The 16,809-nt window shown below is 58.9% G+C and carries 17 protein-coding genes; 12 read left to right on the top strand and 5 right to left on the bottom strand.

Going from position 1 to position 16,809, the window contains the following annotated elements; all coding sequences use genetic code 11:
• Window positions 1–101 precede the first annotated feature (101 nt).
• The 10 genes from AC1965_RS05545 to AC1965_RS05500 all read left to right on the top strand — a co-directional run bounded on the left by AC1965_RS05545 (window position 102) and on the right by AC1965_RS05500 (window position 10,127).
• Complete coding sequence (locus AC1965_RS05545) at window positions 102–542, top strand: tellurite resistance TerB family protein (protein ID WP_483886289.1); 441 nt, start codon at window positions 102–104, stop codon at window positions 540–542.
• 95 nt (window positions 543–637) lie between these two features.
• Complete coding sequence (locus AC1965_RS05540; protein WP_483886288.1) at window positions 638–1,414, top strand: ABC transporter ATP-binding protein; 777 nt, start codon at window positions 638–640, stop codon at window positions 1,412–1,414.
• A gap of 26 nt (window positions 1,415–1,440) precedes the next feature.
• Entirely contained in the window at window positions 1,441–2,178 is a 738-nt protein-coding gene (locus AC1965_RS05535; RefSeq protein WP_483886287.1) for a transporter substrate-binding domain-containing protein, read from the top strand.
• Window positions 2,179–2,258: 80 nt separating this feature from the next.
• Entirely contained in the window at window positions 2,259–3,140 is an 882-nt protein-coding gene (locus AC1965_RS05530) for an ABC transporter permease (RefSeq protein ID WP_483886286.1), read from the top strand.
• Window positions 3,137–3,943 (top strand): ABC transporter permease, encoded by an 807-nt coding sequence (locus AC1965_RS05525; protein ID WP_483886285.1) that lies wholly within the window; start codon window positions 3,137–3,139, stop codon window positions 3,941–3,943. The genes AC1965_RS05530 and AC1965_RS05525 overlap by 4 nt, the downstream gene beginning before the upstream one ends.
• 100 nt (window positions 3,944–4,043) lie before the next feature.
• A complete protein-coding gene (locus tag AC1965_RS05520) occupies window positions 4,044–5,378 on the top strand; it encodes a glutamine synthetase family protein (RefSeq protein WP_483886284.1) in 1,335 nt (444 codons plus the stop codon).
• A gap of 12 nt (window positions 5,379–5,390) precedes the next feature.
• A complete protein-coding gene (locus AC1965_RS05515) occupies window positions 5,391–6,080 on the top strand; it encodes a type 1 glutamine amidotransferase (RefSeq protein WP_483886283.1) in 690 nt (229 codons plus the stop codon).
• A complete protein-coding gene (locus AC1965_RS05510) occupies window positions 6,080–7,441 on the top strand; it encodes a glutamine synthetase family protein (RefSeq protein WP_483886282.1) in 1,362 nt (453 codons plus the stop codon). Before AC1965_RS05515 ends, AC1965_RS05510 begins: the two co-directional genes overlap by 1 nt.
• 16 nt (window positions 7,442–7,457) lie before the next feature.
• Window positions 7,458–8,762, top strand: coding sequence for an NAD(P)/FAD-dependent oxidoreductase (locus tag AC1965_RS05505; RefSeq protein WP_483886281.1), 1,305 nt, complete (start codon window positions 7,458–7,460; stop codon window positions 8,760–8,762).
• Between the two features lie 186 nt (window positions 8,763–8,948).
• On the top strand, window positions 8,949–10,127 hold the full coding sequence (locus AC1965_RS05500) for a DegT/DnrJ/EryC1/StrS family aminotransferase (protein ID WP_483886280.1): 1,179 nt from the start codon (window positions 8,949–8,951) through the stop codon (window positions 10,125–10,127).
• 98 nt (window positions 10,128–10,225) lie between these two features.
• Here the strand turns inward: AC1965_RS05500 and phaR are convergent, their stop codons facing one another.
• The 3 genes from phaR to AC1965_RS05485 form a co-directional block, all read right to left on the bottom strand.
• Complete coding sequence (gene phaR, locus AC1965_RS05495; RefSeq protein WP_483886279.1) at window positions 10,226–10,786, bottom strand: polyhydroxyalkanoate synthesis repressor PhaR; 561 nt, start codon at window positions 10,784–10,786, stop codon at window positions 10,226–10,228.
• A gap of 144 nt (window positions 10,787–10,930) precedes the next feature.
• Entirely contained in the window at window positions 10,931–11,374 is a 444-nt protein-coding gene (locus AC1965_RS05490) for a phasin, PhaP (protein ID WP_483886278.1), read from the bottom strand.
• Window positions 11,375–11,514: 140 nt separating this feature from the next.
• Complete coding sequence (locus AC1965_RS05485; protein WP_483886277.1) at window positions 11,515–13,320, bottom strand: PHA/PHB synthase family protein; 1,806 nt, start codon at window positions 13,318–13,320, stop codon at window positions 11,515–11,517.
• A 114-nt stretch (window positions 13,321–13,434) separates the two neighbouring features.
• On the opposite strand from AC1965_RS05485, the gene phaZ reads away from it, so the two are divergent.
• The gene (gene phaZ, locus AC1965_RS05480; RefSeq protein WP_483886276.1) at window positions 13,435–14,706 is read left to right on the top strand and encodes a polyhydroxyalkanoate depolymerase; all 1,272 of its coding nucleotides are present in this window, start codon (window positions 13,435–13,437) and stop codon (window positions 14,704–14,706) included.
• Between the two features lie 5 nt (window positions 14,707–14,711).
• Window positions 14,712–15,299, top strand: coding sequence for a DUF6151 family protein (locus AC1965_RS05475; RefSeq protein WP_483886275.1), 588 nt, complete (start codon window positions 14,712–14,714; stop codon window positions 15,297–15,299).
• A gap of 84 nt (window positions 15,300–15,383) precedes the next feature.
• Here the strand turns inward: AC1965_RS05475 and AC1965_RS05470 are convergent, their stop codons facing one another.
• The gene (locus AC1965_RS05470; RefSeq protein WP_483886274.1) at window positions 15,384–16,094 is read right to left on the bottom strand and encodes an alpha/beta fold hydrolase; all 711 of its coding nucleotides are present in this window, start codon (window positions 16,092–16,094) and stop codon (window positions 15,384–15,386) included.
• Between the two features lie 91 nt (window positions 16,095–16,185).
• A complete protein-coding gene (locus tag AC1965_RS05465; protein ID WP_483886991.1) occupies window positions 16,186–16,809 on the bottom strand; it encodes a hypothetical protein in 624 nt (207 codons plus the stop codon).

Genomic DNA, 16,809 nt, shown 5'->3' with positions numbered 1-16,809 from the left:
GGGCACCGTCCCCATCGGGTATTTTGGCCTGTAAACGTGGTCGCATGGCACCTGTCTGTCTTGGGTTGGCCTTTGCTCAAGGGCGGTCTATATGCGAAACCATGTTTGGTGATTTCCTAAAGCGGCTGACGCAGCCCGATCCTGATCCGCTGACCGATGGCGATGCCCGGCTGGCGTTGACCGCCCTATTGGTGCGCATTGCACGGTCCGACAACGACTACGCCATGAGCGAACGCAACCTGATCGACCAGATCGCGGCCAAGCGATACGCGTTGACGGCCGACGCGGCCCAGGCCCTGCGGGCCGAGGCGGAAACCCTTGAGCAACAGGCCCCCGACACTGTGCGGTTCACCCGCGCGATCAAGGATGCGGTGCCTTACGAGCAACGCCTAGGCGTGATCGAAGCACTGTGGCAGGTGGTTCTGGCCGACGGCACCCGCGCCGACGAGGAAGACGCGCTGCTGCGATTGGTGTCAAACCTGCTAGGTGTCAGCGATACCGACAGTGCCATGGCACGGCAGCGGGTAGCCCGCGACTGTTGACTTTGGGTCAAACAAATGTTGCAAAACTCTGCGTTGCAATCATCGGCAATTTGTCGCTTTATGGCGCATTGAAACGATAGATCGGCAGCCCCCACGTGAGCACAGAGACACCCGTCATCCAGATCCAAGACCTGCACAAAGCCTATGGTGCGCTGGAGGTTCTCAAGGGCGTCAGCCTGAGCGCACCGCGCGGGCATGTTGTATCGCTGATCGGGTCGTCAGGGTCGGGCAAATCGACATTGCTGCGGTGCTGCAACCTTTTGGAAGACAGCCAGCAGGGCGAAGTCATCTTTAAGGGTGAACCGGTCTTGTGGAAGGGCAAGAACCACCACCGCCGCCCCGCCGATGCCAAACAGGTTCTGCGCATTCGCACCAACCTGAGCATGGTGTTTCAACAGTTCAACCTGTGGGCACATATGTCGATTCTGCAAAACGTAATGGAAGCGCCGCTGACTGTGTTGGGCCGCGACCGTGCCGAAGTGGAAAAGGCCGCGCGCGGCTATCTCGACAAAGTGGGGATCGGCGACAAATGTGATGCCTACCCGGCGCAGCTTTCGGGTGGCCAGCAGCAACGCGCGGCGATTGCGCGGGCGCTGTGCATGGAGCCTGAGGCCCTGCTGTTCGATGAGCCTACATCGGCGCTGGACCCAGAGCTTGAGCAAGAAGTTGTCAAGGTTATCAAGGACTTGGCCGCAGAGGGGCGCACGATGATGATCGTGACCCATGACATGAAACTGGCCGCCGATGTATCGGACCACGTTGTCTTCCTGCATCAGGGCCTGATCGAAGAACAAGGGGCACCAGAACAGTTGTTCGGCGCACCCAAATCAGAACGTCTGCAAGGGTTCCTGTCGGCAACCCAGCCTGCGTAAACTATAAACACAACGGGAGTACAAAAATGAAGAAGTTCCTACTGGCAACCGCCGCCCTGAGCCTGAGCGCCGGTTTCGCGATGGCCGATGCCCACGGCAAGACCATCCGCATGGGCACCGAAGGCGCCTACCCCCCCTATAACTTTATCAACGACGCAGGCGAAGTTGATGGGTTCGAGCGCGAGTTGGGCGATGAGCTGTGCAAGCGCGCCGAACTGACCTGCGAGTGGGTCAAGAACGACTGGGACAGCATCATCCCCAACCTGGTGTCGGGCAACTATGACACCATCATGGCCGGCATGAGCATCACCGACGAACGTGACGAAGTCATTGATTTCACACAGGACTATTTTCCGCCCACCGCCTCTGCCTATGTTGCGGCATCAAATGATGTCGATCTGGAAGGCGGCGTAGTCGCAGGTCAGACCGCGACCATCCAAGCAGGCTATGTCGCGGAAAGTGGCGCCACATTGGTTGAATTCGCAACCCCCGAAGAAACCGTCGCCGCCGTGCGCAACGGTGAAGCGGACGCGGTATTCGCCGACAAGGACTACCTTGCGCCAATCGTCGAAGAATCCGGCGGCGCCCTGATGTTCGTGGGCGAAGATGTGCCACTTGGTGGTGGCATCGGCCTGGGCCTGCGCGAAAGCGACGCCGAGCTGCAAGAGAAGTTCGACGCGGCCATCACCGCGATGAAAGAGGATGGTTCGTTGAACACCATGTTGAAAAAGTGGTTCGGCGACGAGACAGTTACTTACGAGTGATCCTTTGTCAGGCGCGCCCATCGTGGCGCGCCTGATCTTCACTGCGCAGCCCTCTGTTGCAGTACAGCCCATGGGGCCTCATGTTTTTATATTGCACTGATCCTTCGACACTTGATGGCCTGTCCTGGCTCGCCTGTTACCTGACCACAGGCGTACATATGTCGTTCTATATGTCCTTTCTGAAGGTGCTTGCGCTGCTGGCGGTGACGGCCCCTGTCGCACTGGCCTTTGGCTTTGGCGGCGCAATGGCGGCGCGGGCGCATTTCGCCCCCGTCAGTTGGATCGGCAAGACCTATATCGCGCTGGTGCGCGGCGTGCCGGATATCGCGTTTTTCCTGTTTTTTGTCATCGCGTTAGACCAGGCGATAGAATACCTGCGCCACAAGGCGCTATGTGCTGATTGGGATATGCCCATCCGCCAGGGCAGTGATTTCGTGGTCTGTCAGGCCGCCAAGATGCCACTGGGCAATTCCGCGCAATGGGTGCACGAGACCTATGGCTTTGCGCTTGCGGTCATCACCTTTGCCATCGTTTTTGGTGCTTTTGCTGCCAATGTGCTGTTTGGTGCCATGCGGGCGGTACCGCGTGCCCAACTTGAAACCGCCGAAGCCTATGGCATGTCGCGCCGCCAGACGTTTTGGCGGGTGCTGGTGCCGCAGATGTGGGTCTATGCCCTGCCCGGCCTCAGCAACCTGTGGATGGTGCTGATCAAGGCCACGCCGCTGCTGTTTTTGCTGGGCGTCGAAGACATTGTGTATTGGGCGCGTGAGCTTGGCGGGACCAAGACGCCGCGCTTTACCGACTATCCGCACCCCGATTGGCGTATGTGGTACTTCCTCGCGCTGCTGGTATTTTACCTGTGTTTCACACGGGTGTCCGAAGTGGCATTGGACAAAGTGATGAACCGATTGACACGCGGCCAGGCAACGACAGGCGGCGAAGCGCAAAGGAAAGCGGCATGAGCTGCCTTCAGACAATTCAAGACTATGGTCTGCGGTCCCTCGGCATCGGCGAACGGCTGTTGCCGCGCTCCGACTTCACGCTTTGCGAACAGGTCACGCTGATCGGCTCTGGCATGATCTGGAACATCTATTTTGGCGTCGTGGCGCTGGCGGCGGGGTTTATCTTTGCCACCGCTTTGGGTGTCGGCAAGGCAAGCGCGAACCCGTGGTTCCGCAAACCTTCCACTTGGTTCATCTTCATCTTCCGTGGCTCACCGCTGTTTATCCAGTTCTTCTTTGGCTACTTCCTGTTCCTTACGCTGAAATCGCAATACGCCTTTTTCGCCCCCTTCACCGCCGCATGGCTGGGGGCGCTGATTGTGCTGTTTTTCAACACCGCCGCCTATTCGGCCGAGATTTTCTATGGCGCCCTGCAATCCATTCCCAAAGGTGATGTTGAGGCAGCGGATGCTTATGGTCTCTCGGGCTGGACGCGCTTTCGTCGGGTGATCTGGCCGACCTCGCTGCGGCTGGCATGGCCTGCCTATACCAACGAGGCGATTTTCTTGTTTCATGCCACGACGCTGGTGTTCTTTTCGGGCTTCCCAGCCTGGCAGCAACGCGGTGACGCGCTCTATTACGCCAGTTACTTTGCCGACAAGACGTTTAACCCCTTTGTCCCCTACCCGATCCTTGCGGGCTATTTCATCGCACTGACGGTCTGTATCGTCGCCGTCTTTGGTTTGATCAATTCCCGCCTGAACCGGCATCTACCCCAGGAACAACGCCGTAGAATTCGCTTGCGTCCCAATCTGATCCGGTAGTATCCAAGATTTGATCAAATTTTCCGGCGCGTGGGCGTCGACCGCATTTTGCCCCCCGGCAGACCGCCTGTAACATGCCCACCGCCCTTGCAGGTGACGTATGAACAACTGGCTACGCAAACATCCACAGGTTCGAACGATTCGTGTTGCCGCTGCTGACCTTAATGGCCAGCCACGCGGCAAACGCATTCCCAGCCGGTTCGCTGATAAGGTTGCAACCGAAGGCACGCGGTTTCCTGTATCGGTGCTGAACCTCGATATCTGGGGCGAAGATATCGATGACAGCCCCTTGGTGTTTGACAGCGGCGATGCCGATGGGGTGCTGAAACCCACCGAACGGGGCTTTATGCCAATGCCATGGCTCGAAGCGCCTTCAGCGCTGCTGCCGATCTGGATGTTTCGCGAAGATGGCCGCCCCTATCCGGGTGATCCGCGCCATGCCTTGCGCGCGGTGCTGGACAGATTCAAGGCGCGTGGCCTGACACCCGTCTGCGCGGTCGAGTTGGAATTTTTCCTGATCGACGATTCTGGGCGCAAGCTACAGGTGCCAATCTCGCCAAACTCGGGCAAGCGGCGCAAGGCTGCGGAAACCCTGTCGATCCGCGCGCTGGACCAGTTCGACGAATTCTTTACCGATCTGTATGACGCCTGCGAAGAGATGGATATCCCTGCCGATACCGCCATTTCCGAAGCGGGTCTGGGGCAGTTTGAAATCAACCTGATGCATTGCGACGACGCCCTGCGCGCCGCCGATGATGCCTGGCTGTTCAAGATGTTGGTCAAGGGACTGGCACGCCGCCACGGCTTTGCCGCGTCGTTCATGGCGAAACCCTATAAGGATTACCCCGGGTCTGGCCTGCACACACACTTCTCGGTCCTGGATGCCGACGGCGAAAACATCTTTGACAACGGCGGGCCGGAAGGCACCGATGTGATGCGGCACGCTGTTGCGGGCTGTATGCAGGCGATGCCCGGCTCTGCGCTGGTGTTTTGCCCCCATGCCAACAGCTTTGACCGGATGGTGCCGGGCGCCCATGCGCCCACTGGCGTGTCCTGGGCCTATGAAAACCGCACCTCTTCCATTCGCATCCCGTCGGGCAACCACAAGGCGCGCCGGATTGAACACCGGGTGTCGGGCGGCGACGTGAACCCCTATCTGATGCTGGCCGCCGTGCTGGGCGCCGCGATCAACGGGATCGAGGACGGGGTGGAGCCGCCCGCGCCCATCACTGGCAACGCCTACGCCGCCGATCTGCCGCAGATCCCGGGCGATTGGAAATCAGCGATTGATCTGTTTGAGACCGACCCGTCAGTCGCACGCATCTTTGCGCCCGAATTAATCCGCAACTTTGTACTGACCAAGCGTCAGGAATTGCATTACATGCAGGAACTGACCCCACAGGAACAGGTCGAGATTTACCTCGACACCGTGTAACAGGTGACCTCCATGAAGATCGGCATTTTGCAAACTGGCCACTCCCCCGACGGCTTCGCACAGGAGTTGGGCGATTATGGCGAGATGTTCACCAAACTATTGGATGGCCATGATTTTGAGTTTCAGATCTGGTCGGTCGTTGACGGCATTTTCCCAGGCGCCATCACCGACGCTGACGGGTGGTTGATCACCGGGTCCAAACATGGCTCTTACGAAGATCATGCATGGATTCCACCGCTAGAGGACATGATCCGCGACATTTATGCCGACGGGCGGCCGCTGATCGGGGTCTGCTTTGGCCACCAGATCATCGCACAGGCGCTGGGTGGCAAGGTCCAGAAATTCAATGGCGGCTGGTCGGTTGGCCGCACCGAATATGACATGGGCGGTGAAAAGCTGGCGCTCAACGCTTGGCATCAAGATCAGATTGTCGAACTGCCGAAAGGTGCCGAGGTTGTCGCTTCGTCGGATTTCTGCGCCTATGCCGCACTGGCCTATGGCACCCGCATCTGGACGATCCAACCGCACCCCGAATTCGGTCACGATTTCATCGACGGGCTGATCAAGACGCGGGGCAAAGGCGTGGTGCCTGACCACCAGTTGCAGCAGGCCACCGCGGCACTGGACGACCCGATCGACAACAAAAAAATCGCAGGCCAAATGGCCGCATTCTTTAAAACCAACAGGAAAGAGAGGGCCTGATGGCCAACGACTGGACTGACACGTTACCTGAATCGGCGCGCGCATACCTGGAGGGACGCCGCCTTGATGAAGTGGAATGTATTATCCCCGACCTGCCCGGCATCGCGCGCGGCAAGGCGGTGCCAGCCACCAAATTCGCGCGGCAGGAATACTTCCACCTGCCCGACAGCATCTTTTACCAGACCATCACCGGCGAATGGGGCGAGGCGGCGGGTGAAGACGGCTTTGTCGAGCGGGACATGATCCTGCGCCCCGACATGTCGACCGCCACCGCGGCACCCTGGACTGGCGACTGGACGCTGCAAGTGATCCACGACGCCTATGACCGCGATGGCGAACCGGTGCCATATTCGCCGCGCAACGTGCTGAAACGTGTGGTCGAACTGTACCGGGCCAGAGGTTGGGAACCGGTGGTCGCGCCCGAGATGGAATTCTTTCTCGTGGCGCGCAACCTCGACCCTGCGCATGAGATCAAGCCGATGATGGGCCGCTCTGGCCGCCCCGCCGCCGCACGGCAGGCCTATTCAATGACCGCCGTCGATGAATTCGGCCCGGTGATCGACGACATCTATGACTTTGCCGAGGCGCAGGGTTTCGAGATTGACGGTATCACCCAGGAAGGCGGCGCAGGTCAGTTGGAGATCAACCTGATCCACGGCGATCCGGTGAAGCTGGCGGACGAGGTGTTCTATTTCAAACGTCTGATCCGCGAGGCCGCATTGCGGCACGATTGTTATGCCACCTTCATGGCGAAACCGATCGCGGACGAACCCGGCAGTGCGATGCACATCCACCATTCGGTATTGGACGTGAACACGGGCAAGAACATCTTTTCCAATGTCGACGGCAGCGAAACCGACGCCTTCATGCATTTCATCGCCGGACTGCAAAACCATATGCCCGACGCGCTGGCCGTGATCGCCCCTTATGTGAATTCATACCGCCGCTATGTGAAAGACCACGCAGCACCGATCAACCTTGAATGGGGCCGCGACAACCGCACCACCGGTATCCGCGTGCCGCTGTCAGGGACTAATTCCCGCCGGGTGGAAAACCGCTTGGCCGGGATGGATTGCAACCCCTATCTGGGCATCGCCGCCAGCCTGGCCTGCGGCTATTTGGGTCTGGTTGAGGCCAAAGCGCCCATGGCCGAATTCAAAGGCGACGCCTATGACGGCGACGGCGATATTCCCCGCGTCCTGGGCGAGGCGCTGGACCTGTTCGAAGAAGCCAAAGACCTGCACGATGTTCTGGGGCCTGAATTTGCCCGCGTCTATTCCATCGTGAAACGGGCGGAATATGACGAATTCCTGCAAGTAATCTCGCCTTGGGAACGCGAACACCTGCTGATGAACGTCTGATCCTAGGGGGCCAGCCTTGAACCTGCTTTACGCCAACGACACCGCCGGTGCCTACCCGCCAAGCTGGTACGCCGCCACCGCCACGCCCCATGACGCCTATCCGGCGCTCGATGCCGATGTGACGGCGGATGTCTGCGTTGTCGGCGCTGGCTATACCGGGTTGTCAGCGGCGCTTCACCTTGCTGAGGCCGGACGCGACGTGGTGCTGATTGACGCGCAGCGTGTGGGTTTTGGCGCCTCGGGGCGCAATGGCGGGCAGTTGGGCAGTGGCCAGCGCGTCGAACAGGATGCGCTGGAAAAGATGCTGGGCGAAGACCACGCAAGGCACCTGTGGGAGATGGGAGAAGAGGCCAAAAATCTGGTCAAATCCCTGATCTCCAAGCATCAGATCGACTGTCATCTGAAACCGGGCGTGGCCTGGACCGCATCCACCGCAGGCGATGTACGCCACCTGCACGACTATGCCGAACATCTGCAACGGCACTACGGGTATGATCAGATCGAAACGCTTGATCATGCTGCCCTGCAATCGGTCTGCCCCTCGCCCGACTACAAGGGCGGCGTTTTGGACATGGGGGCAGCACATCTGCATCCGCTGAACTATGCTCTGGGCCTCGCCCGCGCCGCATCGGCGGCCGGTGTGCGGATCTACGAACGCAGCGGCGCAGAGCATATTGTCGAAGGCGCCAAGCCGATTGTGCAGACCAAGAGTGGTAGCATCACCGCAGGTCACGTCGTGCTGGCATGCAACGGGTATCTTGGCGCGCTGAACCGCAAAGTTGCCGCACGGGTGATGCCAATCAACAACTTCATTGCCGCCACCGAACCGCTGGGCGACCGCGTGAAAGACGTGCTGCCGCGTGATGTGGCGGTGGCCGACAGCCGCTTTGTGGTGAACTACTTTCGTTTATCGCATGACGGGCGCCTGCTTTTCGGCGGCGGCGAAAGCTATGGCTATCGCTTTCCGTCCGACATCGCCGCCAAGGTGCGCAAACCAATGTCGGTGGTCTTTCCACACTTGAGCGACGTAAAAATTGACTACGCTTGGGGCGGCACATTGGGCATCACGATGAAACGCCTACCCTATGTGGCGCGGGTCGCGCCCAATATCCTGTCGGCATCGGGATATTCCGGCCACGGGGTCGGCACCGCCACCCACGCAGGATACCTGATGGCCCGCGCGATCGAAGGCGATGGCGATGGGTTTGACAGCCTCAGCGCGATACCCACGACGCCCTTCCCCGGCGGCGCGGCGCTGCGCAGCCCCCTATTGGTGATGGCGATGCTGTGGTACGCCACGCGCGACCGGCTGGGATTTTAGGACCCGAGTGTCATGCTGCCCTCTGGCGGCGTACACAGCCCTTTCCTGCCTTAGCTCAATGACCTTTGATTTTCACAAAGGTCTGTCCGCATCACAATAACTTAACCTTTGGTCATGGCGAAAACCCTTGGCCTGAGCGGCCCCTTGTTTTACAATATCGAAAACCATTATTCAGGAATATGAAATATGGCACTCCCCGATATCCACAAGGCTGAACCCATCCCCGCCAGCGCAAAAGCCGCGATCGAAGATCTGCTGCAAAGCGGCGACCTGTTTCGCTACACGGCGACCAAGGATGCGCCGGTATCGCTGCTTGAGGCTGAATTCGCCGATATGATGGGTGTGAAATACGCGCTGGCAGTATCGTCCTGTTCGGCCGCGCTGTTTCTGTCGCTGCTGGCGCTGGACCTTAAAAAAGATGCGCGTGTTTTGATCCCCGGCTTCACTTTTGCCGCCGTACCTTCTGCTGTGCTACATGCCAATTGCCTGCCGGTGCTGTGCGAGGTTGGCGAAAACTATCGGATCGACCTGGATGATTTCGCCGCCAAGCTGGGCGATGTAGATGCAGTGATCATCAGCCACATGCGCGGACACACCTCTGATATGGATGCGATCATGGCGCTATGCAGCGCCGCCGACATCCCAGTGATCGAAGACGCCGCCCATTCGCTCGGCACCCAGTGGCAAGGGCGCAAGATCGGCACCATCGCCGACATCGGCTGCTTTTCCTTTCAGTCCTACAAGATGATTAACGCCGGCGAAGGCGGTATCATGATCACCGATGATGCCGACCTGATGGCGCGCGCCATCATCATGTCCGGCGCTTACGAGCATAACTGGAAGAAACATAGCGCCCTGCAAAGTGCCTTTGCCAAGTGGCAGAACCAACTGCCGCTCTATAACCTGCGCATGTCCAACTTGTCGGCGGTGGTGATCCGCCCGCAACTGGCGGAATTGCCGCGCCGTGTGGCTGATGGGCTGCGCAATTACGATTACATGGCCGCGCGCCTGTCGGTATCACCCCTGATCACCGTGCCCGCCCCCCTAAGCGGCGAGGTGCGTGCCCCGGATTCGATCCAGTTCAATCTGAACGGGATGTCCGACGCTACAATCCGCGCTTTTGCCGCAGCCGCCGATGCGGCAGGCGTCAAGGTGCAGGTCTTTGGTCAGAGCCAAGACAACGCGCGGGCCTTCTGGAACTGGAAATTCATCCCCGATCTGCCCGAACTTCCGCAGACCCGCGCGATGCTGATGCGGGCCTGTGATGTACGCCTGCCCGTACAACTGAGCCTTGAGGACATCGACGCGATAGCAGAGGTGATCCTGACGGCACTGGCGCAGGTGACAAACGCCAAGGCTGCGTGAGCCCAGGCCGTTGAGGGGGCTGTTTGCCCCATCAACCGCGCAGGGAATATTATGGCTAAATAGAAAGGCCAGACCCATCGGGGACTGGTCCGACTGCGCTACTTGAGCTTTGACAGCTTGTCCTGCAATTCGGAGAGCTGTTTTTTGATCGCGTCCAAGTCTTCGCTTTTTTCGGCGGCTGGTGCTGGTTCGGCCTCTGGCGTTGTGCCCCCGGCGTTCCGGGTCCAGCCGCCGGTCATGGCTTTCATGAATGCCTCTTGCTGGGCCTGCATGACCTCAAGACCCGGCATTTTCGCCATCGGATTGATCGTGGTCATATTTTCAACCACCTTGGCCTGCCCGTTGCGCAGCATGTCAAACGATGCCTGCAAGAATTGCGGAACGACCGAAACATTGCCCGACATATAGCTGCGCACCAGATCGTTCAGTACGTCGACCGGCAGAACAGATTCACCGCGGCTTTCGTGTTCAGCGATAATTTGCAGCAGGTATTGCCGCGTCAGGTCATCGCCTGATTTCAGATCAACGATCTGTACTTCGCGCCCATCGCGGATAAATCCGGCAATGTCTTCCAATGTCACGTAATCGCTGGTTTCGGTATTGTACAACCTGCGGCTGGCGTAGCGCTTGATCAGCAATGGTTTCGGTTTGTCCGCCACAATTTACCTCCCCGGATATCGTGCTGCATTGCAGCTTAGGGCAGCCCTGAATAAAAAGGAAGGGCGCAAAGAAAAAGGGCAGGCCCGAATGGACCCGCCCTCATTTTCACATCGCTCAGGGAGGCGAGCGGTGCAAAGTGTCGCTTACTTCGTGGTCGCTTTTTTCGCAGCGGTCTGCACGTCGTTTGTCGCCTTTTTGACAGCGGCGCTTGCATCTTCTTGGATGTCTTTGCCAGCAGCCATCATCAGCTCAACCGTGTCCATCTGAACCTTTTTCGCAACTTCGGCGAAAGCAGCCATGTGCTCGGCTGCAACTTCGGCAGAGGCCGACGCGAAATCGGTCATCGCTTTTGCATAGTCGGCAGGCTCGGCTTTGGTTTTCGCCATGTCGCTCATGCGGGCCAGTGTTTCTTTGGTCCACTTGGACGAGATATCGGCAGATTTCTCAGCCGCGCTCAGTGCCACGCCGGACAGCTTTTCGTTCAGCGTCGCGGTTGTCTTGAATGCGTCTTCCATGGAAGCGGTATCGACCGGGAATGCGCCAAGTACGTCTTTGAACATTGCGGTCATGTCAGGTGTCTTTGTCATGTCTCATATCCTTTATTGCGTTGGTGCGGGTCGTCCCGCCTTTTCTGCGTCTGAAAGGAATATAGATGCTGCACCGCAGCATTTCAAGCTTTTTCTGCACTGCAGCAATTCTGTTACGTAACTTGAATGGGCAAGCAAAATCAGAGCCTTGCCTTTTTGGCCACGTAAGAGCCCGGTGCATCGGCTAAAATTTTTCGACCCTCATCGCCGGGGAATCGGGCATTGATCTGCTTGCCCGCTCGCTTTTTCAGCCACCCCCCCCAGCGCGGCCACCACGACCCTTCGTGGAATTTTGCCGTTTCCTGCCAGGCGTCATTGTCCATCGTCAGGTCGTTATTGGTATAGTGGCCATACTTGTTACGGCTGGGCGGGTTCACAATGCCCGCGATATGGCCGGACTGCGTCATAAAGAATGTCTTATCCTTTGACCCCATCTGCTGCACCCCGCGGTAGCAGTCTTTCCAAGGTGCGATGTGATCAGTCTCGCATGCGATGGCACAAACCGGCACGTCAATGTCGCCCAATTCCAGATGATGCCCCAGCAGGTCGAACCCGCCGTCTGCCAGTTCATTGCGCTGGCACAGCCCGCGCAGGTACTGCATCGCCATCCGACCCGGCAGATTGGCCCCGTCCCCGTTCCAGTACAGCAAATCAAAGGCCGGAGGCGCCTCGCCCATCATATAGCTTTTCACCGCAGGCCCATAGACCAGATCGTTGGAGCGTAGGAACGAGAAGGTACGCGCCATCACCACCGACGGCAGCACGCCCTTGTCCGCCACCTCGGCCTCGACCCCGTCGATGAAATCATTGGTCAGAAACGGCTGAAACTCCCCCTGATCTGAGAAATCCGTGAGCGCGGTAAAGAAGGTCGCAGATTTGATCGACGTATCGCCGCGTTGCTTGAGCAGGGACAATGTCAGCGACAGCGTGGTGCCTGCGATGCAATAGCCCACGGCGTTGATCCGGTCTTCGCCGGTGATCGCCTTGACCTCGCGGATCGCCGCCAGGTAGCCATCCTCGACATAATCCTCCATCCCAACATCGGCATAGGTGGCATCAGGATTGACCCAGGACACGATAAACAGCGTGTGCCCCTGATCGACCAGCCATTTGACCATAGAGTTTTGCGCCTTGAGGTCGAGAATGTAGAACTTGTTGATCCATGGCGGAAAAATCAGCAGCGGCGTTTTGTGCACCTTGTCGGTGGTCGGCGTATATTGGATCAGTTCGAACATCCGGTTGCGGTACACCACCTTGCCAGGGCTGGTGGCGATGTTGCGGCCCAGCTCAAACGCGCTTTCGTCGGCCAGTTTGACCACCAGTTCACCGTCGTTCGCCTCAAGGTCCGCGATCAGGTTCTCCAGGCCCTTGATCAGGCTCGCCCCTTCGGTCGCCACCGCCCGTTCCAGTGCATCGGGATTCGTGGCCAGAAAATTGGTCGGGCTCATCATTGCGATGATCTGCTGGCTGAAATAATTCAGCCGATTCTTTTCCGCCGGGTCCATGTCCTGCGCATCTTCCACGGCCTGCTTCAGCGCTTCGGTGTTGATCAGGTACTGCTGTTTGACGAAATTGAAATACGGGTGCGTTTGCCACAGCGGGTTGGCAAAGCGTTTGTCGGGAGGAGAATTGTCCTCGGGGGCGGCGAAACTGCCCTTTGCGAGCGATTGCTGCGCCTGCACAAAATGCGTCACCGTCTTGGTCCAGTACCCCATCTGATGTTCCATCAGCTTGGCCGGGTTGTTGGACGCCTCTGCCCAATAGGAGTGCGCCGCCTTGGCAAATAGCTCTTGGTTAGGCCCATCCAATGCGGGCTGATGCCCTTTTTTGTTGGCCATAACCTGTGTCAATCGCTCGGTCAGCGCTTCGACTTTTTTCAGATTTTCGGTCATGCGTGACAGCGCTGCGTCGTCGGTTAACCCTTGCTGGCGGGATTCTGTTGTCATCTTAACCTTTTGCTCCTATCTTCGCACTTGCAGCATTACGTCGCCCCATCCGGGAGGGGCGCGACGGACGTGTCCAGATAAAGGCCCGAGCGGCCACCAAAAAGGAGACCCCTCGTGCGCTACATGGCAACTTACGACCTGATGGAATCCATCCGGAACACCAATCAGTGGCTCGGCGCGTCGGCGCTTGCCGTTGCATCTTACCCGTCTTTTTCAATGTTTCCAAACCCTGCGATGGAATGGATGGCAGCCTGGGGCGAAGTGACGGAACGTACTTTTGCCCGCATGGTGGTCAAACCCGATTGGAATATCCCCCCGGTGATCGGCGACAAGGGTCAGGACCGCGTGGTCAGCGCAGATGTCGAACTGGCGCGCCCTTTTGGCGATCTGGTCCACTTCTCCGTTCAGGGGCGCAAGCCGACCAAACGCAAAGTGTTGCTGGTTGCCCCGATGTCCGGTCACTATGCCACCCTTCTGCGCTCCACTGTCATCTCCCTGCTGCCAGATTGCGACGTCTATATTACAGACTGGCACAACGCGCGCGATATTCCAGTCAGTGCAGGAAAATTCGATATCGAGGACTATACCCTCTATCTGGTGGAATTCATGCGCCATCTTGGGCCTGACATCCATGTGATTGCCGTTTGCCAGCCCGCGCCGCTGACATTGGCCGCAACTGCCTATCTCGCCGAAGAAGACCCCGACGCGCAGCCGCGCAGCCTGACCCTTATCGGCGGGCCGATCGACCCCGACGCCACGCCCACAGATGTCACCGACTTTGGCCACCGTGTCACCATGGGCCAGTTGGAACACTCCATGATCCAACGCGTCGGGTTTAAACATCAGGGCGTGGGCCGCAAAGTCTACCCGGGCCTCTTGCAACTGGCGTCTTTCATTTCGATGAACAACGACACCCACCGCGAGGCGTTTACCAACCAGATCACCCGCGTTGCGCAGAATAAGGCGCACGAACATGACAAGCACAACAAGTTCTACGACGAATATCTCGCCGTCATGGACATGCCTGCCGAATTCTACCTCTCCACTGTCGAGCGTATCTTCAAAGACCGCGAAATCGCGCGCAATGATTTCACCGTGGCGGGAAAGAAAGTCGACATCGGAAAGATCACAACCGTCGCGGTGAAAACTGTCGAAGGCAGCAAGGATGACATTTCGGCCCCGGGCCAGTGCATCGCCGCTCTTGATCTGCTGACGGGCCTGCCCGACAGCAAAAAAGCCAGCCATCTTGAGGATGGTGCAGGACACTATGGCATCTTCGCCGGCAAAAGCTGGCGCAACAACATCCGCCCGCTGGTGCTGAACTTCATTGACGCCAATGATGGTGGCGCAGCCAAGAAGCCCGCAAACAAAAACGCGGCGGCTTGATCCCAATGGGGCGCGGCACGGATATCCCTTTCGGGTGCGCTTGCGGTACGATCACCGGAACGCTGTTGGCCGCCTGCCCGGCCAACGGCACCCATATAGCGTGCCATTGCGTAGATTGCCGCGCCGCTATGGTCTATTGTGACCAGCCCGATCCGGCGCCAGATCCCGTACCACTTTACCAGACCACGCCCGCGCAACTTCGGTTCGATAGCGGTCTCGACCGGCTCGAAGTGTTTTCCTTTGGCCCCAAAAACATCCTGCGCTGGCGGGCGGGCTGCTGCGGTGCGCCTATGTTCAACACGCTGCGTAATCCCAAGATATCGTTCGTCGGCCTGCACACCCAACGCCTGACTGCGCCCGAGGCACTGGGCCGCCTGCGCGGCTATGCCTTTGTGCCCGGTGCGCAAGGCCGGACCAAACACACCGGCACCGCCACATTCGTCTGGGGCATGATCAAACGCAGTCTGCTGGCCCGGATCACCGGCCGCTGGCGGGAAACACCGCTCTTTGACGTGACCACCGGCCAGCCAATTGCACCAATTCAGCTTGTCCCCAAAGACGCGCGCAAGGCTCTGCTCAAACGCCTGCACTAAGCTGCTCTTTCTAGCCAGATATGGTCCGCAGGGGAGTTCGAGAGCGCAAATTGCCCCTCAACCGTGCAACAAGCGCGTACCGCGCTATTGCAGAACAAGCGGCTGCTTCATCCAGTCACGCAGCGCCGCCGTCGTGGCCCCGGGTTGCTCCAGCGTTGGCAGATGCCCAGCATCAGCCAGCACCACCAGCTTTGCATAGGGGATCAGCTCCGCCATAAATGAATGGCGCTTTACCGGGCACAGCGCATCATGTTCGCCACATAAGATCAAGGTCGGCACCTTGCAGCGCCGCAACGTCGCCTGTTGATCCCGGCGGCGCTGCAAGGCGCGGGATTGGCGAATAAACACCTCCGGCCCCAGCGTTTCAGCCATATCCATCACCAAGGCCAATACGTCATTGCGCTGCGGCCCCGGTGCCAGATAGGACGGTTTCATCTCTTCCCGCATCACCTCGCCCAACCGCCCCGACCGCGCCTTGACGATCTGCGGTTCACGGTTGGCGGCGATCACCGGGGTTTCGGCCAGCGGGTTGGTGTCCATCAGCGCGATCCGTGTGATCCGATCAGGCGCGCGGCGCAGCAACTCCATCGCCACGATGCCACCCATGCTCAACCCCGCAAGGGCAAAGCGCGCCGGCAGTTGATCCAGCAAGCCTGATGCAATCTCTTCGATCCGTTCGCCCTGCGTTATGGGCGCCACCATCACGGCAGTATCCGCCGACATTTCCGCGATCTGCGGCCCAAACAGCCGCGCATCACACATCATCCCCGGCAGCAGGACCAGCGGTTCAGCCATTGCGGCACATCCTATTGATTTCAAAACATTTCATCATGTACCCAACGGCCCGTCGGCCTTATCTATATCACGGCGATTGCATCGTGCAACATCACGGCGCCGACGGATAGGCGATGCCGCGCAGCGGCGGAAAATCACGGTAGCGGGCTTGGCGTTGCGGCAATGGTTCATCCGGCGTCATGCCTGCGCGCAACAACATGCCCTTTGGCGCGATATAGCTTGAGATCGTGCGCAGGGGCCGGGGCCGCCACACAAGGTTCAGCGCTGACAGCTTGGGGAAGTACCACTGCTCTGAATAGGGCAGATGATCATGTATCCACCACGCCAGATCGCGCCAATCGCGCCCCTTGTCATATTGATCGGCAAACCACGGCACCACGATGCTCGCCCCTGCGATGGCAGTCTCGCCGCTGTCACGGTCCCAGATATGGCACTCGACCGGGTTGTCGTTGCGCGCGCAGTTCAGCCGGTTCTCGTTGCCATAGCGGTTCAGCTCCGGCGACCGATAGCCCGACCGCACCGCAATCCGACCAAAAGTCTCCTCCAGCGGGTCCAATAGCGCGGTGCAAAAGGCCCGACCATTCTCGATCACGAGGTCGGGATTGGTCGGCACATTCGGCACCCCGTGAAACGCCGAAATCTCGGAATACAGAAAATCCCGCATGTAGAAATGCTGCGACAACCGCACGCGGCCCAATGTCTCAAGGCTCCACAT

It is taken from the genome of Sulfitobacter sp. KMM 9851, from assembly GCF_057178245.1.
This window is presented reverse-complemented; position numbering and strand designations above follow the sequence as displayed.